The following is a 24,968-nucleotide window of genomic DNA, read 5'->3' as shown; positions in this document are numbered from 1 at the left end:
GAAGCGTAAAACTTGAGTGCGTTGCCGCCGGTGGTGGTTTCGGGGCTGCCGAACATGACGCCGATCTTCATGCGGATCTGGTTGATGAAGATGACCATGCAGTTGGTCTTCTTGATGTGCGCGGTGAGCTTGCGCAGCGCCTGGCTCATCAGGCGGGCCTGCAGGCCGGGCAGCGAGTCGCCCATTTCGCCTTCGAGCTCGGCCTTGGGGGTGAGCGCGGCCACCGAGTCGATCACGATGAGGTCGATGGCGCCCGAGCGCACCAGCGCATCGACGATCTCGAGCGCCTGCTCGCCGGTGTCGGGCTGGCTGATGAGCAGCTCTTGCAGGTTCACCCCCAGCTTCTGGGCGTACTGGATGTCCAGCGCGTGCTCGGCGTCGATGAAGGCGCAGGTGCCTCCGACCTTCTGCATTTCGGCGATGACCTGCAGCGTCAGTGTGGTCTTGCCCGAGGACTCGGGGCCGTAGATCTCGACGACGCGGCCGCGCGGCAGGCCGCCCACGCCCAGGGCGATATCCAGCCCCAGGGAACCGGTGGACACGACCTGGATGTCCTCGATGACTTCGCCTTCGCCCAGGCGCATGATCGAGCCCTTGCCGAACTGCTTTTCGATCTGCGCCAGGGCGGCCTGCAGGGCCTTGGCTTTTTCGGTATTGAGCGATTTGGCCGGTGCGTCCATGGTTCTCTCCTGGTTGGGCTGAATTATGGGGCACAAGCTGGATATTCGTACAGTCCTTCTGGGGTAACTCCTCAAGGCCACCTCGCTGGGGGGAAGAGTTCCGCAGGCACGCCGCCCCACGGTGTCGCCCAGGGCGGCCCGCCCCTAGAATCCGACCGCCCCACAGAGGCCGGGCAACCGCCCGGCCCGCAGGAGACAGGCCCATGCGAATCCTCATCGCCGAAGACGACCAGGTGCTCGCAGACGGGCTGCTGCGGTCCTTGCGGGCCTCGGGATACGCCGTCGATCAGGTCGGTACGGGCAGCGAGGCCGACGCCGCACTGGCCGCCCACGAGTTCGACCTCGTCATCCTCGACCTCGGCCTGCCACGCATGCACGGCTTCGAGGTGCTGCGCAAGATGCGTGGCCGCGGCAGCAGCGTGCCGGTGCTCATCCTCACGGCGGCCGACAGCGTCGAGCAGCGCGTCAAGGGCCTGGACCTGGGCGCGGACGACTACATGGCCAAGCCGTTCTCGCTGCAGGAGCTCGAAGCCCGCGTGCGCGCCCTCACCCGGCGCGGCCTGGGCACCGCGTCGAGCCTGCTCAAGCACGGCCCGCTGACCTTCGACGCCACGGGCCGCGTGGCCTACCTCAACGACCAGATGGTGGAACTCTCCGCGCGGGAGCTTTCGCTCCTCGAGGTGCTGCTGCAGCGTGCCGGCCGGCTGGTGAGCAAGGACCAGCTCGTGGAGCGTCTGTGCGAGTGGGGCGAAGAGGTGAGCAACAACGCCATCGAGGTCTACATCCACCGCCTGCGCAAGAAGATCGAGCAGGGGCCCGTGCGCATCGCCACCGTGCGCGGGCTGGGGTACTGCCTGGAGAAGATCGCCGCCTGACCCGCGGCCCCGGCCGCGGGTGGCCCGCCCGCCCCCATGCCCGCAGCCCATCGCGAACAACGCTCCCTGTTCGGCGAGATCCTCGACTGGATGCTCGCCCCGTTGCTGCTGCTTTGGCCGATGAGCCTGGGCCTGACCTGGCTGGTGGCCCAGGCCATCGCCAGCCGCCCCTACGACCGCGAACTGGCCGACCTGGCGCGCGCCCTGGCGCGTACCGCGGCCGTGCAGGCCACGGCCGCCAACCCGAGCGCCGCCGAGGTGCGCCTGGCGCTGGAGCGGGCCGCCCAGACGCTCAAGCGCACCGACGACGACGACCGCACCTACTACCAGATCCTCGGCCGGCGCGGCGAGCTGCTCGCCGGCGAAGCCGGCCTGGCCGTGCCTGGCCAGGAGCCGGCCAGCGAAGCCGGCGTGCGGTTTCGCGACGACATGATCGGCGACGAGCCCGTGCGCGTGGCCTACGTCTGGCTCGTGGGTACCGGGGCCAGCGCCGGCACCGAAGCCCTGGTGCAGGTGGCCGAGACCCTGGGCAAACGCTCGCAGCTCGCCACCGAGATCATCAAGGGCGTGATCCTGCCGCAGTTCGTCATCCTGCCGCTGGCGGTGGTGCTGGTGTGGTTTGCGTTGGCGCGCGGCATTCGCCCCCTGGCCGAGTTGCAGCAGCGCATCCGCGCGCGCGAAAGCACCGACCTGTCGGCCATCGCCGAGGGTGATGTGCCCGATGAAGTGGTGCCCCTGGTGCGCGCCATCAACGACTTGCTGCAGCGGCTGGACCGCACCATCGCCACGCAGCGCCACTTCCTGGCCGACGCGGCACACCAGCTCAAGACACCGCTGGCCGGGCTGCGCATGCAGGCCGAGATCGCCGCGCGCGAAATCGACAGCGGCCGTGGCGACACGGCCTCGATAAAGCACTCGTTGCGGCAGATCGCGCTGAGCACGCAGCGCGCGGCGCACATGGTCAACCAGCTGCTGGCCATGGCGCGCGCCGAGGACACGGACCAGGCCTCGCGCCACCAGCCTGTGGACCTGACGGCCGTGACCCGTGCCGTGGTGCGCGACTTCGTGCCGCGCGCCATCGAGCGGCGCATCGACCTCGGCTACGAGGGCCCGGACGCCAACGAGAGCACCCGCCTGATCGGCGAGCCGGTGCTGCTCAGCGAGATGGTGCGCAACCTGGTGGACAACGCGCTGCAGTACACGCCCAAGGGCGGCACGGTGACGGCACGCGTGGTGCCCGACCCCTTCGGCCAGGTCGTGGTGCTGCAGGTGGAGGACACCGGCCCGGGCATCGCCGCGAGCGAGCGCGAGGCCGTATTCCGGCCTTTCTATCGGGGCTTGGACACGCAGGTGGACGGCAGCGGCCTGGGCCTGGCCATCGTGCTCGAGGTCGCGCAGCGCCACGGCGCCGAGGTCACGGTCGTCGACGCACGGCCGCGCAGCGCCACGGCAACGCCAGGGGCGCTGTTCACGGTGCGTTTTCCGCTCACTGCGCCCAAGCCGCAAGCCGCCGCCACCACGGCGGCGTGAGGCGCCGGCGTCAACTCTGCATCAACCTGCGGCGTCAGCTCTGCATCAGCCTTCGGCTGCGGGCCACCGACATCAGGATGCCCAGGCCCAGGCCCAGCGAGACCATCGCCGTGCCACCGTAGCTGATGAAAGGCAGCGGCACGCCCACCACGGGCAGGATGCCGCTGACCATGCCCATGTTGACGAAGGCGTAGGTGAAGAAACTCAGCGTCACCGCGCCGGCCAGCAGCCGTGTGAAGACGGTCGGCGCCTCGGTGGCGATCATCAGGCCGCGGAAGATCAGGAAGGTGAAGCTCGCCAGCAGCAGCAGCACGCCGGCCAGGCCAAACTCCTCGCTGAAGGCCGCGAAGATGAAATCGGTGGTGCGCTCGGGGATGAACTCCAGGTGCGTCTGGGTGCCCTTCATGAAGCCCTTGCCGGCGAGCCCGCCCGAGCCGATGGCGATCATGCCCTGGATGATGTGGAAGCCCTTGCCCAGCGGGTCCTTGGTGGGGTCCAGCAGGGTGCACACGCGGTGCTGCTGGTAGTCGCGCAGCAGCGGCCAGTTCACGCCTTCCTGGCAGATCCGGTCGGCCGTGAGGATCACGCCGGCCACCGCCAGCGCGCCCAACAACAGCGCGGGCACGACCAGCTTCCACGACAGGCCGGCGAAGAAGATGACGTACACGCCACTGGCCAGGATGAGCAGCGCCGTGCCCAGGTCGGGCTGCTTCACGACCAGGGCCACCGGCACCAGCAGCAGCAGCCCGGCAATGGCGAAGTCGAGCACGCGCAGCTGGCCCTCGCGCTTCTGGAACCACCAGGCCAGCATCAGCGGCATCGCAATCTTCAGGATCTCGCTGGGTTGGATGACCACGCCCAGGTCGAGCCAGCGCGTCGCGCCCTTCTTGGTGATGCCCAGGCCCGGCAGCGCCGTCACCACCAGCAGGGCGATGCCCAGCAGATACAGCGGCACAGCCAGTCGCTGCAGCTTGTGCGGCGGCACCTGCGAAGCCAGGAAGAGCACGCCCAGCGCCAGCAGCATGTTGCGCCCGTGGTCGGCAAAGCGCGTGCCGTGGTCGAACCCGGCGGAATACATGGCCACCAGCCCCAGCGCGGCGAGCATCGCCACCGCGGCCAGCAGCGGGCCGTCGAAGCCACCGAAGACGCGGCGCAGCCACGGCCAGGGCGAGGTCCGTCCGAAGGCGATATTCATCGCGCCACCGCTCCCGCGGCGGCCACCAGGGGCAAGGCCTGCCCGGGCAGCGGCACGTCGGCGGCGCGGCGCCGCGTGCCGATGGGCGCCGTGGCCTTGCCTTCGCGCATCGCGGCGATATCCGCTTCGCTGGGGTACTGGCCGAGCAGCAGGTAGTCGAAGACACGGCGGGCGATCGGTGCCGCGGACTGCGATCCCCAGCCGGCGTTTTCGACGATCACCGCCAGGGCCACCGTCGGCGCGTCCATCGGCGCGGCGGCGATATACAGCGCGTGGTCGCGCTTGTGCTCCTCGAGCCGCGCCGCGTTGTATTTTTCGTTGGCCCTGGCGCCCACGGCCTGCGCGGTGCCGGTCTTGCCGCCGCTGGCATAGCCCGCCCCGACGAAGGAGCCGCGCGAGGTTCCCACCTGGGTCACGCCCTGGAGCGCGCGGCGGATGACTTCCACATGCTCGGGCCTGAACGGCAGCGGCGCCAGCGCGTCGTTCGCCACGCCCTTGCGCTGGCCGGTGAGGACATCCTCGATCTCGCGCACCAGGCGCGGCTTGAAACGCTGGCCGCCCGAGACCAGGGTGGCCATGGCGCCGGCCATCTGCAGCATGGTGAAGTTGTTGTAGCCCTGGCCGATACCCAGCGAGATGGTCTCGCCGGCGTACCACTTCTGCTGCTCGGGCTTCTTGAACCGCTTGCGCTTCCATTCGGTGGAGGGCAGGTCGCCGGTGACTTCGCCTTCGACGTCGATGCCGGTCTTGCGCCCGAAGCCCAGCGGCAGGAATTGCTCGTGCATCAGGTCCACGCCCATCTCGTTGGCCAGGGTGTAGAAGTAGACGTTGCTCGACTCGACGATCGCGCGGTGCATGTCCATGATGCCGCCGCGCTCGTTCTCGGGGCTGCCGAAGCGGTGGCCGCCGAACATGAAGAAACCGGGGTCGTTGATCAGCGTCGAAGGCGCGCGCTTGCCGGTGTTCAGCGCGGCCATCGCCATGAAGGGCTTGTAGGTCGAGCCCGGCGGGTAGGTGCCCCGCAGGGCCCGATTCAATAGCGGCTTGTCGATGCTCTCGTTGAGCTCGCGCCAGCTCTCGACGTCGATGCCGTCGACGAACAGGTTGGGGTCGAAGGTCGGCTTGCTGACGAAAGCCAGCACCTCGCCCGTGCGCGGGTCCAGCGCCACCAGCGCGCCGCGGCGCTCGCCGAAGAGGTCTTCCACCAGCGCCTGCAGCTTGATGTCGATGGACAGCACGAGCTTGTCGCCGGGCGTGGGCGAGTGGCTGTTGAGGCGGCGCACCGCCCGGCCGGCGGCGCTGGTCTCCACTTCCTCGAATCCCGCCGTGCCATGCAGCACGCGTTCGTAGCTCTGCTCCAGACCGAGCTTGCCGATGTATTCGGTGCCCTTGTAGTTGCCCAGCTCGGCCTCGTCCCAGTCCTCCATCGCCGCCTTCTCGGCCGGGTTGATGCGGCCGATATAGCCCAGCAGGTGGCTGCCGGTCTCGCCCAGGGGATAGCTGCGGAAAAGCCGCGCCTTCACTTCCACGCCGGGGAAGCGGAAACGCTGCGCCGTGAAGCGCGCCACCTCGGCGTCGCTCAGGCGGGTGCGGATGGGCAGCGACTCGGCACCCTTGAGCTCTTCCTGCAGCCGCTTGAAGCGGCGGCGGTCCCTGGGCTCGATCGTCACCACGGCGGCGAGCTCGTCGATCAACGCATCGAGCTCGCCGTCCCTGCCGCCTTCCTTCCCGCGCGTGGGCGCGATCTCCAGCGTATAGGCCGAGTAGTTGGTGGCCAGCACGACGCCGTTGCGGTCGACGATGAGGCCGCGGTTGGGCACGATGGGCACCACGGCGATGCGGTTGGCCTCGGCCTGCGTGGCCAGGTCTTCGTGGCGAAAGACCTGCAGGTACACCAGCCGCGCGGCCAGCAGCGAGAAGGCCACCAGCACGAGGGCGGCGGCCGCCAGCACGCGGCCACGGAAGCGGCCGAGCTCCTGCTCGAGATCGCGCAGCTCCGTCATAGCGGACGATTCCGGTCCGGATCGGGTGCGCGGCGCTGCGGGGCCAGCATCAACCCGGTCGCCAGCGGCCACAGCAGCGCTTCGAACAGCGGCGCGGCCAGGATGCCCCAGCCCGGGAACATGCCGCCGGCCAACAGGCGCACCGCCAGCGCCAGGCCGTGTGCCGCAGCGAACACCGGCAGGATCTGCAGCGCCTGCTCGACCACGCCGAACCACAGCAGGCGCCGGTGCATGGAGATGGCCACGAAGCTCAGCCCCGTGTAGGCCAGCGCATGCTGGCCGAGCAGCGCGCCCTGGTGCACGTCCATGACCAACCCGAACAGGAAGGCCAGACCGACACCGACGCGGCGCGGCTGGTGCACGTTCCAGAACACCAGGGCCACGGCCAGCAGATCGGGCAGGGCGGGCTGGCGCCCCAGCGGCAGCAGGTTGAAGGCCAGGGCCAACAACAGCGTGAAGGCGATGAACAAGGGGTTGACCGGCAACAGCAGCTGGTCCGAGCCCCGCGGCATGATCATGGCGCCGACGCTCCCCGCCGCGCAGGCTTGGCCTGCCGCCCGGCCCGGGTCGGCTCGGCCTGCGCGGCCGGCCGAGGCGGCAACTGGGCCGACAGCGGTTGCAGCACCAGCACGTGGCGCACGCCATCGGGGTGGGCCACGGGCGCCAGCGCCACGCGCGCGAAGCCCGACTCCACGCGCCGCTGCACGTTCACCACGCGCGCCACCGGCAAGCCCGGGGGGTAGACGCCGTCCAGGCCGCTGGTGTGCAGCAGGTCGCCGACCTGAACGTCGGCGTTGGCCGAAGTGAAGCGCAGCTCCATGCCGCCCGGCGCCGCACCGGCACCGAAGGCCGCGCCACGCTGCTGCGTGCGCAGGTTGAGCACCGGGATGGCGGCGTCCTTGTCGGTCAGCAGCGTGACTTCGGCGGTCAGCGCGTAGGCATGTGTCACCTGGCCCAGGACGCCCGCTTCGTTGACCACCGGAGAGCCCAGCGCCACGCCCTGCGCCGTACCGCGGTCGATGAAGACTTTGCGCGAGTAGGGGTCGGCCGCTTCGTAGAGCACCTCGGCCGGCTGCGAGCGCACGGCGATGGCCGGGCGCAGCTCCAGCAGGGCACGCAAGCGCGCGTTCTCGGCCGCCAGCTGCTCGGTGCGCAATGCGCGTTCGGATTGCGCTGCCAGCTTCGCCCGGGCCTCGCGCTCGCCCGCCAAGGCGCGGTGCAGGCCGCCGAGGTAGTCGCCGCCCCCTGCCCAGGCCTCCAGCGGCACGGCCATCACGCGCTGGGCCGGCGACAAGGCCATGGCCAGGGCCGTGCGCAGCGGCTCGACCACCTTGAATCGCGAATCGGCCACCATGAGCAGCAGCGCCAGCGCCGAAAAGAAGACGAGCTTGGTCCGGGCCGAGGGGCCCTGGCGGAAGAACGGCGGCGGCGTGCGGTCGAGCGTTCCCAGGGGCATACGTCCAGCCCGTTCAGTTCAGAGTGGGCCGATTTTCGTCGCGAGCGTGCTCAGATTGGGTCGAGGAGCGCAGCCGTACACCCGTACGGCGAGCACCGCAGGCCCGAGCTGGGCAGGCGCAGCAGAAAAGCGGCTCACTCTGAGGTGAAGATCGACCCCAACCGCTCCATGCTCTCCAGCGCCATGCCGCAGCCGCGAACCACGCAGGTCAGCGGGTCTTCGGCCACCAGCACGGGCAGGCCGGTTTCCTCGGCCAGCAGGCGGTCCAGGTCGCGCAACAGGGCGCCGCCGCCGGTGAGCATCATGCCGCGCTCGGCGATGTCGGCGCCGAGTTCGGGCGGGGTCTGCTCCAACGCATTCTTCACCGCGCTGACCATCTGGTTGAGCGGGTCGGTCAGCGCTTCCAGGATCTCGTTGGAGCTGATCGTGAAGCTGCGCGGCACGCCTTCGCTGAGGTTGCGGCCCTTGACTTCCATCTCCCTGACCTCGCTGCCCGGGAAGGCGCTGCCGATGGTCTTCTTGATGTTCTCGGCGGTGGGCTCGCCGATCAGCATGCCGTAGTTGCGGCGGATGTAATTGATGATGGCTTCGTCGAACTTGTCACCACCGACGCGGATGCTGCCCTTGTAGACCATGCCGCCCAGGCTGATGACGCCGACCTCGGTGGTGCCGCCGCCGATGTCGACCACCATCGAGCCCGAGGCCTCGCTCACCGGCAGCCCCGCGCCGATGGCCGCGGCCATCGGCTCCTCGATGAGGAAGACGTCGCTGGCGCCGGCGCCCAGGGCGCTTTCGCGGATGGCACGCCGCTCCACCTGGGTCGAGCCACAGGGCACGCAGATGATGATGCGGGGGCTGGGGCGCAAGAGGGACCGCGGGTGGACCATCTTGATGAACTGCTTGAGCATCTGCTCGGTGACGGTGAAGTCGGCGATGACGCCGTCCTTCATCGGTCGGATGGCCTCGATATTGCCCGGCACCTTGCCCAGCATGGCCTTGGCTTCCTTGCCCACGGCCTGGATCGTCTTCTTGCCCTGCGGCCCGCCTTCGTGGCGGATCGAAACCACCGAAGGCTCGTCGAGCACGATGCCCTTGCCGCGCACGTAGATCAGCGTGTTGGCCGTGCCGAGGTCGATGGCCAGGTCAGTGGAAAAATAACGGCGCAGGGAGGCAGCAAACATGGGCGGGCGGGGAGCTGGCGCGGGGCGCGCACTTTCAGGATTTCGACCGCGACGATAACCCGACTCGGCCGCCCGCCAAAGGACTTGCGGGTAACCGGAGATAATAACGTATCCACCCATCGCCCCGAGGGGCGATGCTGCTTTTTTCAGCAGCATCGCGCATCAACCGGGGCCCGTTTTCAAGCCCGCAACACCATGGCCCTGACCCTGCAGGACGTGAGCCGCATCGCCCACCTGGCGCGGCTCGAACTCAGCCGTGCCGAGCAGGCACGCATGCTCGAACAACTCAACGGATTCTTCGGCATCGTCGAGCAGATGAGCGCCGTGGACACGCGCGGCGTGGAGCCGCTGTACACACCGCTGTCGGCCGTGCACACGGCGAGCCTGCGGCTGCGCGAGGACGTGGTCACCGAGAGCGACCAGCGCCAGGCCAATCAGTGCAGCGCGCCGGCCGTGGAAGACGGGTTGTTCCTCGTGCCCAAGGTGATTGAATGAGAGACGACCTGCACACGCTGGGCGTGGCCGGGCTGTCACGCGCGTTGGCCGCCAGGGCCGTCTCCAGCGTCGAGGTCGTGCAGGCGCTGCTGGCCCGCATGCGTGACCACGAGGCGCTGGGCGCCTTCCTGGCCACCGCGCCCGAACGCGCGCTGGCCGCCGCGGCGCAGGCCGACGCGGCACGCTCGCGCGGCGAGGGCGGCGCGCTCGCCGGCGTGCCCATTGCCCACAAGGACATCTTCGTCACCGATTTCGCGCGCAGCGGACTGCCTTCCACCGCCGGCTCGAAGATGCTGGCGGGCTACGCCAGCCCCTTCGACGCCACCGTGGTGGCGCGCCTGGGCCCGGGTGAACCGGACCGCGGCCCAGGGGCGGGCATGGTGACGCTGGGCAAGCTCAACTGCGATGAGTTCGCCATGGGTTCGTCCAACGAGAACTCGGCCTTCGGCCCGGTGCACAACCCCTGGGACCGGGCACGCGTGCCCGGCGGCTCCTCGGGCGGCTCGGCGGCCGCGGTGGCGGCGCGCCTGGTGCCGGCGGCCACGGGCACCGACACCGGCGGCTCGATTCGCCAGCCCGCCAGCTTCTGCGGCGTCACCGGCATCAAGCCCACCTACGGCGTGTGCTCGCGCTACGGCATGGTCGCCTTCGCCTCCAGCCTCGACCAGGCCGGGCCGATGGCGCGTTCGGCCGAAGACTGCGCCCTGCTGCTGTCGGCGATGAGCGGCTTCGACGCGCGCGACTCCACCAGCGCGCAGCGCCCGCCGCAGGACTACGCGGCATTGATGCAGCAACCGCGCGAAGGCGCCAGCGCCACGCGGCCGCTGCAGGGCTTGCGCATCGGGCTGCCCAGGGAGTTTTTCCCCGCCGCTCTGGCCGCCGACGTGGGCGGCGCCGTGCGCTCGGCCCTGGCCGAGCTCGAGAAGCTGGGCGCCACGCTGGTCGACGTGAGCCTGCCGCGCACCGAGCTGGCTATCCCCGTCTACTACATCATCGCGCCGGCCGAAGCCAGCTCCAACCTGGGCCGCTTCGACGGCGTCAAGTTCGGCCACCGCGCCGCGCGCTACGCCGACCTGGAGGACATGTACAAGAAGACGCGCGCCGAAGGCTTCGGCGCCGAGGTCCAGCGCCGCATCATGATCGGCACCTACGTGCTCTCGCACGGCTACTACGACGCCTACTACCTGCAGGCGCAGAAGCTGCGCCGCATGATCGCCGACGACTTCCAGGCCTGCTTCAAGTCCTGCGACGTCATCGCCGGCCCGGTGGCGCCCACGGTGGCGTGGAAGATCGGCGAACAGGGCGACGACCCCGTCAAGGCCTATCTTGCCGACATCTTCACCCTGCCCGCCAGCCTGGCCGGCCTGCCGGGGATGAGTGTGCCGGCGGGCCTGGGCGCGCACGCCATGCCGGTGGGCCTTCAGCTCATCGGCAACTATTTCGACGAAGGGCGGCTGCTGCACACCGCGCACGCGCTGCAGCAGGCCACCGACTTCCACGCCCGCGCGCCCGCCGGGTTCTGACCCATGCCCAGCAGCCCCCCCCTGATCCGTGGCTACGAGGTCGTCATCGGCCTCGAGACCCACGCCCAGCTCTCGACGAAGAGCAAGATCTTCAGCGGCGCCTCCACACGGTTCGGCGCCGCGCCCAACACCCAGGCCTGCGCGGTGGACCTGGCGCTGCCCGGCACGCTGCCGGTGATGAATCGCGGCGCGGTGGAACGCGCCATCCGCTTCGGCCTGGCGGTGAACGCCAAGGTCGCGCCGCTGTCGATCTTCGCGCGCAAGAACTATTTCTACCCCGACCTGCCCAAGGGCTACCAGATCAGCCAGTACGAGATCCCGGTGGTGCAGGGCGGGCGCATCGAGTTCATGCTCGGCGACCAAAGGCGTTCGGTCCACCTGACACGCGCCCACCTGGAAGAAGACGCGGGAAAGAGCCTGCACGAGGATTTCGCGGGCCAGACCGGCATCGACCTCAACCGCGCCGGCACGCCGCTGCTGGAGATCGTCACCGAGCCCGACATGCGCTCCTCGGCCGAGGCGGTCGAATATGCCAAAGCCCTGCACACGCTGGTGGTGTGGCTGGGCATCTGCGACGGCAATATGCAGGAAGGCAGCTTCCGCTGCGACGCCAACGTCTCGGTGCGCCGGCCCGGGGAGGCCTTGGGCACGCGGCGCGAGGTGAAGAACCTGAACAGCTTCCGCTTCCTGCAGCAGGCCATCGACTTCGAGGTGCAGTGGCAGATCGACCGCATCGAGGACGGCCTGGCCGTCGAGCAGGCCACGGTGCTGTTCGACCCCGGCACCGGCGAGACGCGGGCCATGCGCAGCAAGGAAGACGCTCACGACTACCGCTACTTCCCCGACCCCGACCTGCCGCCGCTGGTGATCGCGCCCGAGTGGATCGCGCGCGTGCGTGGCGAAATGCCCGAACTGCCCGCGGCAATGGCGGCCCGCTTCCAGCGCGTCGACGGCCTGCCGGCCGCCGACGCCGCAATGATGACGCAGAGCCAGGACTTCGCGCGCTACTACGAGGCGCTGCGCGATGCCAGCGGGCAACCCAAGCTGGCGGCCAACTGGCTGATGGGTGAAGTCTCCAAGCGGCTCAACGCCGAGGGCCGCGGCATCGACACCGCCCCTGTGGCCCCCGCCGTGTTGGCCACGCTGATCCGCCGCATCGCCGACGGCACGGTTTCGAACAACGGCGCGCGCCAGGTTTTCGAAGCCCTGTGGGCGGGCGAGAGCTCGGACGTGGATGCCCTCATCGAGGCCAAGGGCCTCAAGCAGATGGACGACAGCTCGGCGCTGGAAGCCATCGTCGACGCGGTGCTCGCCGCCCACACCAGGTCGGTGGACGAGTTTCGGGCCGGCAAGGACAAGGCTTTCAACGCCCTCGTCGGGCAGGTCATGAAGGCCAGCCAAGGCAAGGCCAACCCGGCGCAGGCCGGCGAGATCCTGCGGCGCAAGCTGAGCTAGGCCGCTGCGGCCCGCGGCCCCGCTTCGGCGAGGTCAGCGCTTGGGGATCTTGGCCGGCGCCGAGGCCGCCCGAGGGGCGGCCGACACACCCGCCGTGCCGTTTCCCGCCGGCAAGGGTCCCAGCGAACCGGCCGGCGTGCCGGACCAGAGCTTGCGCAGGCGTTCGAGCTCGGCGTCGTAGATCCGGTTGATGCGGCCGACCTCGGCCTCCTGGTTGGCGGTGGACGAGCGCTGCGCGTCCAGAGCGGCGTCGTTGGCGTCGAGCGCCGTCCTGAGCTTCGGTGGCAATGGCTTGCCCTTGTAGAACTCGGCTTCGTCCAGCAGCGGCTTGCGCTCGGCGGCCAGCTCGCGCAGGCGGACCTCTCTGGCCTTGACGGCCAGCCGCACGGTGTCCAGCGCGGCTTCGCGGGCGCGGTTGTGCGAGGCCTCGTTGGGGTAGCGCGCGGTCAGGTTGCGGTCGCGCCGCACGGCATCGGCCTGGGCAGCCCGGGCCTCGGCAGCGGCCCGCTCCTTGGCCTCCTTCTCGGCACGCTCCTCCACCGTGAGGGTGGGCGGATGCACGCTCCTGAGTGAGCCGTCGCTGTTGAGCACCTGCTGCTCACGGTGCGCGCATTCAGGGATGGGGCGGTCAGCCGTCAGGCGGCGGCCCTTGTCGTCGATGCAGGTGTAGATGCCGGCGGCCGATTTGGCGGGTGCCTGGGCCTGGACCTGGGCCATGCCGGCATGCCATGCCGCGGCGGCGCACACGGCCCAACGGCAGGCCGCCCATGACCGATTATTCAACGCCCCCATTCAGACTCCGTAGCGCTCGCGGTAGGCCTGCACAGGCGCCGCGTAGGTGCTCAGGGCCGGGTCGGCCCCTGCGCGCAGATACTGCAGCAAGTCTTCCAGCGTCGCAATGGCCGCCACGTCCAGTTGCAACTGCGTGGTGACGAACTGCACCGCACTCCACGGCGCGTCGTGGTCACCCTCGGTGGCACGCTCCTGGCGATCCAGGGCGATGGCCACGCCGCAGGGCTGGCCCCCTGCGGCCTGGATCAGGGCGATCGACTCGCGCACCGAGGTGCCAGCAGAAATGACGTCATCGACGATGAGAACGCGCCCGGCCACCGGCGCGCCGACCAGCGTGCCGCCTTCGCCGTGCTCCTTGGCTTCCTTGCGATTGAAGGCGAAGGGCACGTTGCGGCCGCGCCGGGCGAGTTCGACCGCCAGCGCCGAAGCCAGCGTGATGCCCTTGTAAGCCGGGCCGAAGACCATGTCGAAGCGCAGGCCGCTGGCGACGACGCGCCGTGCATAGAATTCCGCCAGACGGCCGAGCTTGGCGCCGTCGTCGAACCCGCCGGCATTGAAGAAGTAAGGCGACAGTCGCCCGGCCTTGGTCTTGAACTCGCCGAAGCGCAGCACGCCGGCTTGCACCGCAAACGCCACGAATTCCTGCGCCAGCGTGGGGTCGTCTGCGTTGCTCATGCTCTTGAAAGGGGCTTCCGTTGGGATTTCGACTCGTCACGCTCAACCTCAACGGCATCCGTTCAGCGGCCAGCAAGGGCTTCGTCGAATGGGCCGCGGGAGCGGACGCGGATTGTATGGGCGTGCAGGAAATCAAGGCCCAGTCCGAAGACCTGGCCGACCGCTTCGACGAAGTGGCCGGCCTGCAGGGTCACTTTCACTTCGCACAGAAGAAGGGCTACTCGGGCGTCGGGCTGTACTCGAAGAAGGCACCCAGCGCCGTGATCACCGGCATCGGCTGCCCCGAATTCGACGCCGAGGGGCGCTGGGTCGAAACGCGGTTCGACACGGCCCAGCGAAAGCTCAGCCTCATCAGTTGCTATTTTCCCAGCGGCTCCAGCGGCGAGGAGCGTCAGGCGGCCAAGTTTCGCTTCCTGGCCAAGATCTTCCCGTACCTGATGAAGCTCAAGGCCGAGCGCGAGTTCATCCTGGTGGGCGACGTGAACATCGCGCACCACGAGATCGACCTGCGCAACTGGCGCGGCAACCGCAAGAACAGCGGCTTCCTGCCGGAAGAGCGGGCCTGGATGACGAAGCTGCTCACCGACGGCGGGCTGGTGGATGTCTTTCGCACGCTCAACCCGCGGCCCGAGCAGTACACGTGGTGGAGCAACCGCGGCCAGGCCCGGGCCAAAAACGTGGGCTGGCGAATTGACTATCACCTGGCCACGCCGGCGCTGGCCGCCACCGCCCAGCGGGAATCGATCTATCTGGACCAGCGTTTCTCCGACCACGCGCCGGTGGTCATCGACTACGACATCGAACTCTGAATCGACGTCGCTGCCGCGGCCATGCGAAAAGGAGCTTGCCTCGCGGCAAGCTCCTTGCATCGCCGGCCGTGAAGGCTATTTGCGTGCGGCGATGGCGTGCTCGGCCGCGGAGACCATGTCTGCGCCGATCTGGTTCTTCCACTTCTCGTACACCGGCCGCGTGACTTTGACGAAAGCCTCGCGCTCGGCAGGCATGAGCTGGGTGATGGTCACCCCCAGCGCCGCAATGTCCTTGAGCAGCGGCTTGTCGGCTTCGATCAGGCCCTTGCGCGCGATGGCGATCTCCTCCTTGCCGGCGTCGATGGCCGCCTGGCGCACGATGGCCTGGTCGGCCGGTGTCCACGAGGCCCAGACTTCCTTGTTCACCACGAACACCAGCGGGTCGGCGACGTAGCCCCACAGGGTCACGTACTTCTGCCCCACGTTGTGCAGCTTGGCGGCAGTGAAGATGGACATCGGGTTCTCCTGTCCGTCCACCGCGCCGCTGGCCAGCGCGGGCTGGGCGTCGGCCCAGCTCATCTGCGTCGGGTTGGCGCCCAGCGCGGTGAAGGTGTCCAGGAACAGCGGCGAGCCGACGACGCGGATCTTCAGGCCCTTGAGGTCTTCGGGCGTGCGCAGCGGCTTCTTGGAATTGGTGATCTCGCGGTAGCCGTTCTCGCCCCAGGCCAGAGGCAGCACGCCGGCTTTGTCGATGATGCCGAAGAGCTGCTTGCCCACGTCGCCCTGGGTGAGCGCGTCGATGGCCTTGTAGTCGGGCATGAGGAAGGGCAGCGAGAACAGGTTGAGCTCCTTGACCTGCGGCGACCAGTTGATGGTCGAGCCGACGGCCAGGTCGATCACGCCCTGGCGGATGGCGGTGAATTCGCGTGTCTGGTCGCCCTGGACCAGCGCCATGCCCGGGTAGAGCTTGATGTTGATGCGGCCCTGCGTGCGCTCGCGCACGAGGTTGGCCCAGATCTCGCCGCCCTTGCCCCAGGGGAAGGCCGTGCCCACCACCAGCGACATCTTGTATTCGGCCTTGTAGGCCGGCTGGGCCGAGGCGCCGACGGTGCACGCCAGTGCCGCGGCGGTCAGCGCGAACTTCAGGAATGAGCGAACCTTCATGACGGGAGTCTCCTTATTGATCATCAAGCACACACGAGAAATCAGTACCCGAGCTTGCGCGGCAGCCACAGCGCCAGCTCGGGAAACACGATCACCAGCACCATCACGCCGAACATGGCCACCAGCATCCAGCCGACCCAGCGCACGGTCTCCTCCATGCGCACCCCGGCAATCCGGCACGACACCATCAGGTTCACCGCCAACGGGGGTGTGAACTGGCCCAGCGCCACTTTAAGCGTGAGCAGCACGCCGAACCAGACCAGGTCCCAGTGGTAGTGGTTGACGATGGGCATCAGCATGGGCACGAAGATGAGGAAGATCGACACGCCGTCGAGGAACATGCCGACCACGATGAGCATGAGGATGAGCAGCGACAGCACGCCGTACTCACCCAGGCCCGAATTGACGATGGCGCGCGTGACCGGATCGATCAGGCCCAGCGTGGACAGCGAATAGGCAAAGATCCCGGCCAGTGCCACCACCAGCAGGATGATGGCCGAGAGTTCTCCCGATGCGCGCAGGATTCCGAACAGATCGCGCACGGCGATGGTGCGGTGGATCACCATGCCGACGAACAGGCCGTAGAAGACGGCCACTACGGCGGCTTCGGTGGGCGTGAACCAGCCCGCGCGCATGCCCCCAAGGATCAGCACCGGGGCCGCCAGGCCCCAGGTCGCTTCGCGCAAGCTGGCCCAGAACGGGGGCTTGGACAGCGCCGCTTCCAGCGCGCCCATGCCGTGCTTGCGGGCCAGCCACACGGTGGGGACGATCAGCGCGATGCCCGCCAGGACGCCGGGAATCATGCCCGCGGCAAACAGCGCCGGCACCGAGGCGCCCGGCACCAGCACCGAATAGACGATGAAGGCGATCGACGGCGGGATGAGGATGTCGGTGGCCGCCGCGGCACCGACCACGCTGGCCGAGAACGCCGCCGGGTAGCCCGCGCGCGCCATGGCCGCGATCATCACGCCGCCCACCGCCGCCGCGTTCGCCGGGCCCGAGCCGGAGATGCCGCCCAGAAACATGGCCACCACGATGGCCACCAGCGGCAGCATGCCGGGCCCGCGGCCGACGATGGCCACGGCGAAGTTCACCAGCCGCAGCGCCACGCCCGAGCGGTCGAAGATCGAGCCCACGAGCACGAACATCGGGATCGCCAGCAACGGGTACTTGCCCAGCCCGGCGTAGAAATTCTGCGGCACGGCCAGCAGGCCGAACCACTGCGAGCCCGCGTTGGCCAGGGCGATGGCCGCCGCGCCGGCCAGGCCCAGGGCGGCACCGATGGGTACGCCCAGCAGCATCATGGCGATGAAGACAACGAAAAGCAGGGTGCCGATCATGCGCGACGCCCCCGGCGCACGAACAGGCCCAGGGCCCGACCGGCAATGGCCACCGAGAGCACCGGCAGCCAGATCGTGTACCACCATTGCGGCACGCCGATGCCCGGCGACGTCTCGCCAAAGCGGATGTCGTCGTACACCAGGCGCATGCTGAGCACGGCGATGAGTGCGAAGAGCAGGAACACCATGAGGGCGCCGAAGCGTGCCAGGGCTCGCTGGCGCGCCGGCGAGCCGCTGTCGGCGAAATACTCGATGCGGATCTGGCGATTGCGCGCCACCGAGGCCGAGCCGGCCACCAGCGCCAGCACGATCATGAGGAAGACCGAGAACTCCTCGGTCCAGGCGAAAGACTGGCTGGTGAAGTAACGCACCAGCACGTTGGCGAAGGTGATGAGCGCGAGCAGCGCCATGACGATGACGGTGAGCCAGTCCTCGATCTTCAGCGGCACGACGGTGATCTCGTCCTGCGCCGCCAGATCGGGCAGCGGGTCGCCAAGGGCGGTGGGGTCCAAGGGGGATGACATTGGGACTCGATTCAGCGTCGGGAGAGACGGGCCGTCAGCGCACGAAGGCGCGGGCCGTGGCGATGACGTCGGTGGCGGTGATGCGCGACTGCGCTTCGAGCACCGGCGAGTACCCCACCGGAATGCGTGGCGCACCCAGGCGCCGCACCCGGCAGCCCACGGCCTCCGCGGCGGCCGCGGCGACCTCGGCGCCGAAACCTGCCGCCTGCACCGCCTCGTGCACCACCAGCAGGTGTCCGGTCCTGGCACATGAACGCAGCACGCCCTCGCGGTCCCAGGGCCAGATCGTGCGCAGGTCGATGAGTTCGGCCTCGATGCCCTCCTGCGCCAGGGCCTGGCAGGCCTCGGCGCAGACCTGCACCTGCTTGCTCCAGCTCACCAGCGTGAGGTGCCGGCCCGCGCGCAGCGTGCGCGCCCGGCCCAGCGTGGCGGGCTCGGCCTCGTCGACCTCGCCGCTCAGACCCCACAGGGTCTTGTGTTCCATGTAGACCACCGGGTCGCCGCAGGCCAGCGCCGCGCGCAGCAGCGAGTAGTTGTCCTGCGGCGTGGCCGGGCACACCACGACCACGCCGGGCAGGTGCGCGAACCAGCTCTCCAGCGACTGCGAGTGCTGTGCGGCCGAGGCGTCCCAGATGCCGATGGGCATGCGCACGACCATGGGCACACGGCCCTGCCCGCCGAACATGAAGCGGTTCTTCGCCGCCTGGTTCACCAACTCGTCCATGCCGCACAGTGCGAAGTCGACCACGCGCATTTCCACCACCGGGCGCAGGCCGGCCAGCGCCATGCCCACGCCCGCGCCGAGGATCGCTGCCTCGCTGATCGGGGTGTCGATGACGCGCGCGGGGCCGAAGCGCTCGAGCAACCCTTTGTACTGACCGAAGATGCCGCCGCGGCCCACGTCCTCGCCGAGCACCACGACGTTGGCGTCGGCCTGCATTTCACGCGCCACGGCCAGTGCCGCGGCCTCGGCGTAGGTCATCAGCGCCATTGGCCCGCCCCGGTGGTCTGCACGTCGGTGAACGCCGCGGTGGCCTGCGGCCAGGGCGCGACATCGGCTGCGGCCAGGGCCGCGTCGACTTCGGCCAGGGCCTCGCGCTCGATGGCGTCGAGGGTGTGTGCCTGGGCGCCCGGTATGGCCAGGTAGCGCGCGCGGGCGCGGGCGATGGGGTCCGTGGCCAAGGCGGCATGGAGTTCTTGCGGGTCGCGGTACGCGGCCGGGTCGACCGACACGTGGCCCTTCACGCGATAGGTGACGGCTTGCAGGAAGCGCGGGCCCCGGCCGCTGCGCACGGCCTGCACCAGCGCGCCGGCCGCCTCGTGCACGGCGAGCACGTCGTTGCCGTCGACCTGCACGGCCGGGATGCCCAGGCTCAGCGCCCGCGCCGCCGCGCCCTCGCCGCCCGTCATCGAGCCGCTGGCGGTGGTGGCGCTCCAGCGGTTGTCTTCGCAGACGAAGAGCAGCGGCAGCTCGAACACGCGCGCCCAGTTCAGGGCCTCGAGGAACGGGCCACGGTTGATCGCGCCGTCGCCGAAGAAGCAGGCCGTGATGGCGTCGCGGCGTTGCAGCTTCTGCGCATGCGCCGCGCCCACGGCAATGGGCATGCCGGCGGCGACCACGCCATTGGCGCCGAGCATGCCGACCGAGAAGTCGGCGATGTGCATCGAGCCGCCCTTGCCGCCGTTGAAGCCGCTGGCCTTGCCGAAGAGCTCGGCCATCATGCGTTGCAGGTCGGCGCCCTTGGCCAGCGTGTGGCCGTGGCCGCGGTGCGTGGAGGTCAGGTAGTCCTCGCGCCGCAGGTGGGCGCACACGCCCGCGGGAACGGCCTCCTGGCCGGTGGACAGGTGCAGCGGGCCGCGCACCCTGGCGCGCCCGTCGGCGGCCTTGCCGAAGGCGCTCACGCCGCCCTGGCTGGCCGTCTCGGCGGCGTTCTCGAAGGCGCGGATGCGCAGCATCGTGCGGTACAGCCCCTCCAATGGCTCGACCTCGTCGCTCAACATGCCTCCGCCGCCAAGATTGGCCGGGGCATTCTAGAAGTGGGCAGGGCCGCGCCGTGTCATGGCAAGCCCTTGCCCGCGGCATCGACCTACACTGCGCGCTCGTCGACACCTCAGGAGCGAACCATGATCGGCTACGTGACCCTAGGCACCAACGACCTCCCCCGCGCGGCGGCCTTCTACGACGCCTTGCTCGCCGAGGTCGGCGCCAAGCGCCTGTGGGAATACGACCGCGGCATCGGCTGGGGTGTGTCGATGGAACAGCCCAGTCTTGGCGTGATGAAGCCCTACGACGGCCAGCCGGCCACGCATGGCAACGGCACCATGGTGGCCCTGGTGGTGAAGACGCCGGCGCAGGTGGATGCGGTCTACAAGAAGGCGCTCGCACTGGGCGCCACCGACGAAGGTCCGGCCGGCCCGCGCGGTGACGGGTTCTACGCGGGCTACTTCCGCGATCTCGACGGCAACAAGCTCGACGTCTTCTGCCTGCCCAAGCCGGCCTGAACGAGGCGCCCGGCTTCACCCAGGGGCGGCAGAGCGGGAGGTGGGCCACGCCGGGCGCGGCTTCGTCGAGGCGCAAGAAGGTGTCGTCCATGGCCCTCGGCATGAGGGCGGGCGTGCTCCAATGCACCATGGACACCCTCACCACCGGCGACGGCCTCAGGCTGCGCCTGAAGCGCTGGCCGGCGCAGGGCCCCGCCCGCGGCACGGTGCAGATCGTGCATGGCCTGGGCGAGCACATCGGCCGCTACGAATCGCTGGCCGCCAAGCTCAACGCCGCCGGCTGGCATGTCGCAGGGCACGACCACCGCGGCCACGGCCGCAGCGAGGGCGCGCGTGGCGGCATGGGCGGCAGCCACAGCCTGCTGGCCGACCTCTCGGCCGTGCGCGACCACTTTGCCGGCCCCGGCCGCCACATCCTGCTGGGGCACAGCATGGGCGGCCTGATCGCGGCGCGCTTTGTCGCCGAGTCCCTGGCGCCCGATGCCGCGCGCTGGGCGCGCGATGTCGACGGCCTGGTGCTTTCCTCGCCCGCGTTGGACGCGGGCTTGGGTCCGCTGCGCAAACTGCTGCTGGCCGTGCTGGGCCCGCTGCTGCCCGACCTGCGCCTGGGCAACGGCCTGCAGCCGGCCTGGATCAGCCGCGACCCGGCGGTCGTGCGCAAGTACGAGGCCGACCCCCTGGTGCACGACCGCGTCACGCCGCGCCTGGTGCGCTTCATCGTCGATGCCGGCGCGCGGGTGCGCCAGCGCGCGCCGCAGTGGCGCACACCCACGCTGCTGCTGTGGGGCGGCGCCGACCGTTGCGTGGCCCCGGCCGGCAGTGTGGCGTTCGCGGCGGCGGCGCCGGCCGCGGTGGTCACGGCGCAGGCCTTCCCGCTGCTGTTTCACGAGATCTTCAACGAGCCCGAACGCGCCGAGGTCATCGCCCGGGTGACGGGCTGGCTGGCGCAGCGGTATGAATTCGGAGCCGGAACCGCCGGTTGACCCGGGGCGCTCAGACGGCCTGGGCCGCCCGCCTGGCCTTCCAGGCGCCGTACATCACGACCAGGCCGGGGATGCCGATCATGGCCCAGATGATGTAGCTGAGGTTGGCCTTGACCCACGGAAGGTTGCCGAACAGGTAGCCCGCCAGCGTGAGGCTGCACACCCACAGGGCGCCGCCGCTCACGTCGTAGAAGGTGAATTTGCGCCGCGTCATCTGCGCCACGCCGGCCACGAAGGGCGCGAAGGTGCGCAGGAACGGCATGAAGCGCGCCACGACGATGGTGATGCCGCCGTGGCGCTCGTAGAACTCGTGCATGCGGTCGAAGGCCGCACGGTTGAACCAGCGCGAGTGCGGCCAGGCGAATACCCTCGGCCCGACCTTGCGGCCGATGGCGTAGTTGGTCTGGTTGCCCAGCACCGCCGCGCCCGTGAGCAGCGCCATCGACAGCGGCAGGCTCATCAGGTCCAGCCCGCACAGCGCGCCCACCACGAAGAGCAAGGAGTCGCCCGGCAGGAAGGGCATCACCACCAGGCCCGTCTCGACGAAGATGATGAGGAAGAGCAGCGCGTAGACCCAGCCCCCGTAGGCTTGCACGAAGTCCGCGAGGTAGCGGTCCACGTGGATGACGAAGTCGATGAGAAAGGCGATGAGTTCCATGTGGAGACGGATTGTCGGGCCTGCCGCACTCAGGCCGGCACGGAGCCCTCGGGCAGGTCCTCGAGCAGGAAGCCGCCGCTCTGGTGCGCCCACAGTTTGGCGTAGTGCCCGGCCTGGGCCAGCAGCTGGGCGTGCGTGCCTTGCTCGACGATGCGACCCTGCTCGAGCACGATGAGCCGGTCCATGCGCGCGATGGTCGACAGGCGGTGCGCAATGGCGATCACCGTCTTGCCTTCCATCAGCCCCAGCAGCTGGCTCTGGATGGCGTGCTCGACCTCGCTGTCCAGCGCCGAGGTGGCTTCGTCGAGCACCAGGATGGGCGCGTCCTTGAGCACCACGCGGGCGATGGCGATGCGCTGGCGCTGGCCGCCGCTCAACTTCACGCCGCGCTCGCCCACGTGGGCCTCGTAGCCGTTGCGGCCCTTCCAGTCCTGCAGGCCGAGGATGAACTCGTGCGCCTGGGCCTTGCGTGCCGCAGCCTCGATCTCGCGCTGCGTGGCGCCCGGCCGGCCGTAGCCGATATTGGCGGCAATCGAGCGGTGCAGCAGCGAGGTGTCCTGCGTGACCATGCCGATGGCTGCGCGCAGGCTCTCCTGCGTGACGCTGCGCAGGTCGTGGCCGTCGATGCGGATGCGGCCCTGCTCCAGGTCGTGGAAGCGCAGCAGCAGGTTCACCAGCGTGCTCTTGCCGGCGCCGGAGCGCCCGACCACGCCCACGCGTTCACCGGGCCGGATTTCGAGGTTGAGGTCGTCGAGCACCTTCTTGCCGTCGTCGCGGCCGTAGGTGAAGGTCAGGTGCTCGAAGCGCACCTCGCCTTGCGTGACCTTGAGCTCGCCGGCGTCGGGCCGATCGGTCATGGCGTGCGGCACGGCAATGGTCTGCATGCCTTCCTGCACGACACCGATATTCTCGAAGATGCCCGTGACTTCCCAGCTCACCCAGCCCGCCACGTTGGCGATCGTCCAGGCCAGCGGCAGCGCCGTGGCCACGGTGCCGGCGTCGATGCGCCCGGCGCCCCACAGCGCGATGCCGATCGCCGCCGTGCTCACCAGGAGCAGTGCGTTCAAGGCCGACAGCGTGGTCATGAAGGTGGTGATGAGCCGCATGTGCGCGGCAATGGCGCGGGTGTGGTCGTCGATGGACTCGCGCACGTAGGCGTCTTCGTCGCGGGCGCGCGCAAAGAGCTTCACGGTGAGGATATTGGTGTAGCTGTCCACCACGCGGCCCATCACCAGGCTGCGCTGTTCGGAGCTGGCCTTGGCCAGGTCGCGCATGCGCGGCACGAATTTGCGCAGGAAGAAAACATAGCCCGCGAACCACAGCGCCGTGGGAACGGCCAGCCGCCAGTCGGCCAGGCTCATCAGCGCCAGCGCGCTCAGGCCATAGACCACGATGTACCAGACGGCGCGGATCGAGCTGACCACGCATTCGCGCACCGCGTTGCTCGTCTGCATGACGCGGTTGGCGATGCGCCCGGCGAAGTCGTTCTGGAAGAACGGCCAGCTCTGGCGCACCACATGCCAATGGCTCTGCCAGCGGATCAGGCTGGTGACGCCAGGCACCACGGCGTTGTTGCGCACCAGGCTGTCAAGCAGCAGCGCGAGCGGCCGCCCAACGACGATCAGCGCGGCCATGCCGGCGAGCATGGGCATCGCGTCGGCCAGTGCCGCCGGGCGATCGGCCGACTGCATCAGGCGCACCAGGCGACCGATGAACACCGGGATCAGCGTATCGATGAGCGCCACGGCCAGGCCGGTGGCGAACATCGCCGCGAACAAGCCGCGCGCCTGGCGCACGAAGTGCCAGTAGAACGCCAGCAGGTCCGCCGGCGGCGCGCTGCCCGGCCGGGCGGTGGGGTGGATGCGGCTTTCGAAGAAGGCGAACATCAAGGGGCCGTCCAGCCGACCACGAGGGCCCGCATCACAACGTGTGGCCGGTCTGCACGGCCGGGCCCGACAAGGGTTCCAGCAGCCTGGCCAGCGGCGCCAGCGGCGCGTAGCGCAGGGCCACCTTGTGGGCGTAGGTGAAGAAGCGCGGCAAGTCGGTGGCGTAGTGCGGTTTGCCGTCGCGGTGCTTGAGGCGGCAGAAGATGCCCAGCACCTTGAGGTGTCGCTGCAGGCCCATCCACTCCAGGGCGCGCCAGAACTCGCCGAAATCGGCCTGCACCGGCAACCCGGCGCGGCGCGCCTGCTCCCACCAGCGCACGGCCCAGTCGATTTCCTGCGGCTCTTCCCATGAAATGAAGGCGTCGCGCAGCAGCGAGGCCAGGTCGTAGGTGATGGGGCCGGCCACGGCGTCCTGGAAGTCGAGGATGCCCGGCGAGTTCGACCCCGGCCCGGTGACCATCAGGTTGCGCGGCATCCAGTCGGCGTGCACGGCGACCACGGGCTGGGCCAGCGCGCTGTCCATGAGCAAGCGGCACGCGCGCTGCCAGGTGGCTTGCTCGGCGGCCGACCAGTGCACGCCGAACTCGCGCTGCACGCACCACTGCGGGAACAGCGCCAGCTCGCGCGCCAGCAGCGCTTCGTCGAAGGGCGGCAGCGCGTCGGCGGGCACCCGCTGCTGGAACTGCACCAGGGCGGCCAGCGCGTCGCGCATCAGGCGGTCGGCCTCGGCGGCCGGGGCGGCCTGCAAGGCCTGGAGGTAGACGCGCTCGCCCAGGTCACCCAGCAGCAGGAAGCCTTGCTCGGTGTCGGCCTGCAGCACCGGCGGCGCATTCAGCCCGGCGGCCTGGATGAGAGCGGCGACATGGACGAAAGGGCGCACGTCTTCCTGCGGCGGCGGCGCGTCCATGATGATGAAGCGGGCGCCGCTGCGCCCTTGCACGCGCAGGTAGCGCCGGAAACTGGCGTCGGCCGAGGCGGGGGCGAGCGTGGCGGGGTCGATGCCGTGCTGCGGCGCGATAGCGCCGAGCCAGCGCTCGAAGGCGGCTTGCCTTGCGGTGTCGGGCCAGACAACGGGGTTCTTCATGGATGCGATGGTGAGCCCGGCCACCGCCGCGGGCACGAACCCCCGGCATGGCCAGCGGGCGCGTGACCCTCATGGATAATCGATTCTACGAACCTGGCCCCGCCCCTGCCCTGCGCTCGCCCCTCTTGCTCCCGATGCGAATCACCGCGCTGACCCTGGTGGCGGGCCTCCTCGCCGGCGGCGGCATGGCTCGGGGTGAAGTCAAACCGCCTCCTTCC

The 24,968-nt window shown here is 69.6% G+C and carries 24 protein-coding genes; 8 read left to right on the top strand and 16 right to left on the bottom strand.

Annotation, left to right across the window (positions count from 1 at the left end):
- On the bottom strand, window positions 1–680 hold a 680-nt coding region (recA, locus tag Q8K49_RS03025), incomplete at its 3' end, for a recombinase RecA (protein WP_305303952.1).
- A gap of 203 nt (window positions 681–883) precedes the next feature.
- On the opposite strand from recA, the gene Q8K49_RS03020 reads away from it, so the two are divergent.
- Both Q8K49_RS03020 and Q8K49_RS03015 read left to right on the top strand, forming a co-directional pair.
- On the top strand, window positions 884–1,555 hold the full coding sequence (locus tag Q8K49_RS03020) for a response regulator transcription factor (protein ID WP_305303951.1): 672 nt from the start codon (window positions 884–886) through the stop codon (window positions 1,553–1,555).
- Between the two features lie 36 nt (window positions 1,556–1,591).
- Complete coding sequence (locus Q8K49_RS03015; RefSeq protein WP_305303949.1) at window positions 1,592–3,085, top strand: sensor histidine kinase; 1,494 nt, start codon at window positions 1,592–1,594, stop codon at window positions 3,083–3,085.
- Between the two features lie 34 nt (window positions 3,086–3,119).
- Here the strand turns inward: Q8K49_RS03015 and rodA are convergent, their stop codons facing one another.
- The 5 genes from rodA to Q8K49_RS02990 form a co-directional block, all read right to left on the bottom strand.
- A complete protein-coding gene (rodA, locus tag Q8K49_RS03010) occupies window positions 3,120–4,280 on the bottom strand; it encodes a rod shape-determining protein RodA (RefSeq protein WP_305303947.1) in 1,161 nt (386 codons plus the stop codon).
- Window positions 4,277–6,283: a penicillin-binding protein 2 gene (mrdA, locus tag Q8K49_RS03005; RefSeq protein ID WP_305303945.1), complete on the bottom strand. Its 2,007-nt coding sequence runs from the start codon at window positions 6,281–6,283 to the stop codon at window positions 4,277–4,279. Before mrdA ends, rodA begins: the two co-directional genes overlap by 4 nt.
- A complete protein-coding gene (gene mreD, locus Q8K49_RS03000) occupies window positions 6,280–6,801 on the bottom strand; it encodes a rod shape-determining protein MreD (protein ID WP_305303944.1) in 522 nt (173 codons plus the stop codon). The genes mrdA and mreD overlap by 4 nt, the downstream gene beginning before the upstream one ends.
- Window positions 6,798–7,739 (bottom strand): rod shape-determining protein MreC, encoded by a 942-nt coding sequence (gene mreC, locus Q8K49_RS02995; protein ID WP_305303943.1) that lies wholly within the window; start codon window positions 7,737–7,739, stop codon window positions 6,798–6,800. The genes mreD and mreC overlap by 4 nt, the downstream gene beginning before the upstream one ends.
- Before the next feature lie 134 nt (window positions 7,740–7,873).
- A complete protein-coding gene (locus tag Q8K49_RS02990) occupies window positions 7,874–8,920 on the bottom strand; it encodes a rod shape-determining protein (protein WP_305303941.1) in 1,047 nt (348 codons plus the stop codon).
- A gap of 195 nt (window positions 8,921–9,115) precedes the next feature.
- On the opposite strand from Q8K49_RS02990, the gene gatC reads away from it, so the two are divergent.
- Genes gatC through gatB form a run of 3 tightly spaced genes read left to right on the top strand, consistent with a single transcriptional unit; the run spans window position 9,116 to window position 12,393 of the window.
- The gene (gene gatC, locus Q8K49_RS02985; RefSeq protein WP_305303939.1) at window positions 9,116–9,415 is read left to right on the top strand and encodes an Asp-tRNA(Asn)/Glu-tRNA(Gln) amidotransferase subunit GatC; all 300 of its coding nucleotides are present in this window, start codon (window positions 9,116–9,118) and stop codon (window positions 9,413–9,415) included.
- Complete coding sequence (gatA, locus tag Q8K49_RS02980) at window positions 9,412–10,938, top strand: Asp-tRNA(Asn)/Glu-tRNA(Gln) amidotransferase subunit GatA (RefSeq protein ID WP_305303938.1); 1,527 nt, start codon at window positions 9,412–9,414, stop codon at window positions 10,936–10,938. The genes gatC and gatA overlap by 4 nt, the downstream gene beginning before the upstream one ends.
- Window positions 10,939–10,941: 3 nt before the next feature.
- Window positions 10,942–12,393 (top strand): Asp-tRNA(Asn)/Glu-tRNA(Gln) amidotransferase subunit GatB, encoded by a 1,452-nt coding sequence (gatB, locus tag Q8K49_RS02975; RefSeq protein ID WP_305303937.1) that lies wholly within the window; start codon window positions 10,942–10,944, stop codon window positions 12,391–12,393.
- Window positions 12,394–12,426: 33 nt separating this feature from the next.
- Here the strand turns inward: gatB and Q8K49_RS02970 are convergent, their stop codons facing one another.
- Both Q8K49_RS02970 and pyrE read right to left on the bottom strand, forming a co-directional pair.
- A complete protein-coding gene (locus Q8K49_RS02970) occupies window positions 12,427–13,110 on the bottom strand; it encodes a hypothetical protein (RefSeq protein ID WP_305303936.1) in 684 nt (227 codons plus the stop codon).
- Between the two features lie 75 nt (window positions 13,111–13,185).
- The gene (gene pyrE, locus Q8K49_RS02965) at window positions 13,186–13,860 is read right to left on the bottom strand and encodes an orotate phosphoribosyltransferase (protein WP_305303935.1); all 675 of its coding nucleotides are present in this window, start codon (window positions 13,858–13,860) and stop codon (window positions 13,186–13,188) included.
- 20 nt (window positions 13,861–13,880) lie between these two features.
- Between pyrE and Q8K49_RS02960 the strand changes: the two genes are divergently transcribed.
- Window positions 13,881–14,669: an exodeoxyribonuclease III gene (locus Q8K49_RS02960; protein WP_305303934.1), complete on the top strand. Its 789-nt coding sequence runs from the start codon at window positions 13,881–13,883 to the stop codon at window positions 14,667–14,669.
- 75 nt (window positions 14,670–14,744) lie between these two features.
- Here Q8K49_RS02960 and Q8K49_RS02955 read toward each other — a convergent pair whose 3' ends face one another.
- Genes Q8K49_RS02955 through Q8K49_RS02935 form a run of 5 tightly spaced genes read right to left on the bottom strand, consistent with a single transcriptional unit; the run spans window position 14,745 to window position 19,638 of the window.
- The gene (locus tag Q8K49_RS02955) at window positions 14,745–15,773 is read right to left on the bottom strand and encodes a DctP family TRAP transporter solute-binding subunit (protein WP_305303933.1); all 1,029 of its coding nucleotides are present in this window, start codon (window positions 15,771–15,773) and stop codon (window positions 14,745–14,747) included.
- 41 nt (window positions 15,774–15,814) lie between these two features.
- Window positions 15,815–17,113 carry a TRAP transporter large permease gene (locus tag Q8K49_RS02950; protein WP_305303932.1) on the bottom strand — a complete coding sequence of 433 codons (1,299 nt, stop codon included), beginning with the start codon at window positions 17,111–17,113 and terminating at the stop codon, window positions 15,815–15,817.
- On the bottom strand, window positions 17,110–17,625 hold the full coding sequence (locus tag Q8K49_RS02945; protein WP_305303931.1) for a TRAP transporter small permease: 516 nt from the start codon (window positions 17,623–17,625) through the stop codon (window positions 17,110–17,112). Before Q8K49_RS02945 ends, Q8K49_RS02950 begins: the two co-directional genes overlap by 4 nt.
- 46 nt (window positions 17,626–17,671) lie before the next feature.
- Window positions 17,672–18,628 (bottom strand): alpha-ketoacid dehydrogenase subunit beta, encoded by a 957-nt coding sequence (locus Q8K49_RS02940; RefSeq protein ID WP_305303930.1) that lies wholly within the window; start codon window positions 18,626–18,628, stop codon window positions 17,672–17,674.
- Complete coding sequence (locus Q8K49_RS02935; RefSeq protein ID WP_305303929.1) at window positions 18,619–19,638, bottom strand: thiamine pyrophosphate-dependent dehydrogenase E1 component subunit alpha; 1,020 nt, start codon at window positions 19,636–19,638, stop codon at window positions 18,619–18,621. Before Q8K49_RS02935 ends, Q8K49_RS02940 begins: the two co-directional genes overlap by 10 nt.
- Before the next feature lie 123 nt (window positions 19,639–19,761).
- Between Q8K49_RS02935 and Q8K49_RS02930 the strand changes: the two genes are divergently transcribed.
- Together Q8K49_RS02930 and Q8K49_RS02925 are read left to right on the top strand one after the other, a co-directional pair.
- Window positions 19,762–20,139 carry a VOC family protein gene (locus tag Q8K49_RS02930; protein WP_305303928.1) on the top strand — a complete coding sequence of 126 codons (378 nt, stop codon included), beginning with the start codon at window positions 19,762–19,764 and terminating at the stop codon, window positions 20,137–20,139.
- A gap of 113 nt (window positions 20,140–20,252) precedes the next feature.
- Window positions 20,253–21,122 carry an alpha/beta hydrolase gene (locus Q8K49_RS02925; protein ID WP_305303927.1) on the top strand — a complete coding sequence of 290 codons (870 nt, stop codon included), beginning with the start codon at window positions 20,253–20,255 and terminating at the stop codon, window positions 21,120–21,122.
- Between the two features lie 10 nt (window positions 21,123–21,132).
- Here the strand turns inward: Q8K49_RS02925 and Q8K49_RS02920 are convergent, their stop codons facing one another.
- The 3 genes from Q8K49_RS02920 to Q8K49_RS02910 are packed head-to-tail and all read right to left on the bottom strand — an operon-like array spanning window position 21,133 to window position 24,750.
- Window positions 21,133–21,780: a DedA family protein gene (locus Q8K49_RS02920; RefSeq protein WP_305303926.1), complete on the bottom strand. Its 648-nt coding sequence runs from the start codon at window positions 21,778–21,780 to the stop codon at window positions 21,133–21,135.
- Between the two features lie 29 nt (window positions 21,781–21,809).
- On the bottom strand, window positions 21,810–23,666 hold the full coding sequence (locus tag Q8K49_RS02915) for an ABC transporter ATP-binding protein (protein WP_305303964.1): 1,857 nt from the start codon (window positions 23,664–23,666) through the stop codon (window positions 21,810–21,812).
- Between the two features lie 34 nt (window positions 23,667–23,700).
- Window positions 23,701–24,750, bottom strand: a complete 1,050-nt coding sequence (locus tag Q8K49_RS02910) for an aminoglycoside phosphotransferase family protein (protein WP_305303925.1) — start codon at window positions 24,748–24,750, stop codon at window positions 23,701–23,703.
- Between the last annotated feature and the right edge of the window lie 218 nt (window positions 24,751–24,968).

The organism is Brevundimonas sp. (genome assembly GCF_030682035.1).
Lineage (GTDB): Bacteria > Pseudomonadota > Alphaproteobacteria > Caulobacterales > Caulobacteraceae > Brevundimonas.
Note: the sequence above shows the minus strand (reverse complement) of the source record. Positions and strands in the feature narration are given on the sequence as shown.

Coding starts and splice junctions, on each gene's coding strand:
- Q8K49_RS03020 (WP_305303951.1), top strand. CDS start 884: ATGCGAATCCTCATCGCCGAAGACGACCAGGTGCTCGCAGACGGGCTG.
- Q8K49_RS03015 (WP_305303949.1), top strand. CDS start 1,592: ATGCCCGCAGCCCATCGCGAACAACGCTCCCTGTTCGGCGAGATCCTC.
- rodA (WP_305303947.1), bottom strand. CDS start 4,280: ATGAATATCGCCTTCGGACGGACCTCGCCCTGGCCGTGGCTGCGCCGC.
- mrdA (WP_305303945.1), bottom strand. CDS start 6,283: ATGACGGAGCTGCGCGATCTCGAGCAGGAGCTCGGCCGCTTCCGTGGC.
- mreD (WP_305303944.1), bottom strand. CDS start 6,801: ATGATCATGCCGCGGGGCTCGGACCAGCTGCTGTTGCCGGTCAACCCC.
- mreC (WP_305303943.1), bottom strand. CDS start 7,739: ATGCCCCTGGGAACGCTCGACCGCACGCCGCCGCCGTTCTTCCGCCAG.
- Q8K49_RS02990 (WP_305303941.1), bottom strand. CDS start 8,920: ATGTTTGCTGCCTCCCTGCGCCGTTATTTTTCCACTGACCTGGCCATC.
- gatC (WP_305303939.1), top strand. CDS start 9,116: ATGGCCCTGACCCTGCAGGACGTGAGCCGCATCGCCCACCTGGCGCGG.
- gatA (WP_305303938.1), top strand. CDS start 9,412: ATGAGAGACGACCTGCACACGCTGGGCGTGGCCGGGCTGTCACGCGCG.
- gatB (WP_305303937.1), top strand. CDS start 10,942: ATGCCCAGCAGCCCCCCCCTGATCCGTGGCTACGAGGTCGTCATCGGC.
- Q8K49_RS02970 (WP_305303936.1), bottom strand. CDS start 13,110: ATGGCCCAGGTCCAGGCCCAGGCACCCGCCAAATCGGCCGCCGGCATC.
- pyrE (WP_305303935.1), bottom strand. CDS start 13,860: ATGAGCAACGCAGACGACCCCACGCTGGCGCAGGAATTCGTGGCGTTT.
- Q8K49_RS02955 (WP_305303933.1), bottom strand. CDS start 15,773: ATGAAGGTTCGCTCATTCCTGAAGTTCGCGCTGACCGCCGCGGCACTG.
- Q8K49_RS02950 (WP_305303932.1), bottom strand. CDS start 17,113: ATGATCGGCACCCTGCTTTTCGTTGTCTTCATCGCCATGATGCTGCTG.
- Q8K49_RS02940 (WP_305303930.1), bottom strand. CDS start 18,628: ATGGCGCTGATGACCTACGCCGAGGCCGCGGCACTGGCCGTGGCGCGT.
- Q8K49_RS02935 (WP_305303929.1), bottom strand. CDS start 19,638: ATGTTGAGCGACGAGGTCGAGCCATTGGAGGGGCTGTACCGCACGATG.
- Q8K49_RS02930 (WP_305303928.1), top strand. CDS start 19,762: ATGATCGGCTACGTGACCCTAGGCACCAACGACCTCCCCCGCGCGGCG.
- Q8K49_RS02920 (WP_305303926.1), bottom strand. CDS start 21,780: ATGGAACTCATCGCCTTTCTCATCGACTTCGTCATCCACGTGGACCGC.
- Q8K49_RS02915 (WP_305303964.1), bottom strand. CDS start 23,666: ATGTTCGCCTTCTTCGAAAGCCGCATCCACCCCACCGCCCGGCCGGGC.
- Q8K49_RS02910 (WP_305303925.1), bottom strand. CDS start 24,750: ATGAAGAACCCCGTTGTCTGGCCCGACACCGCAAGGCAAGCCGCCTTC.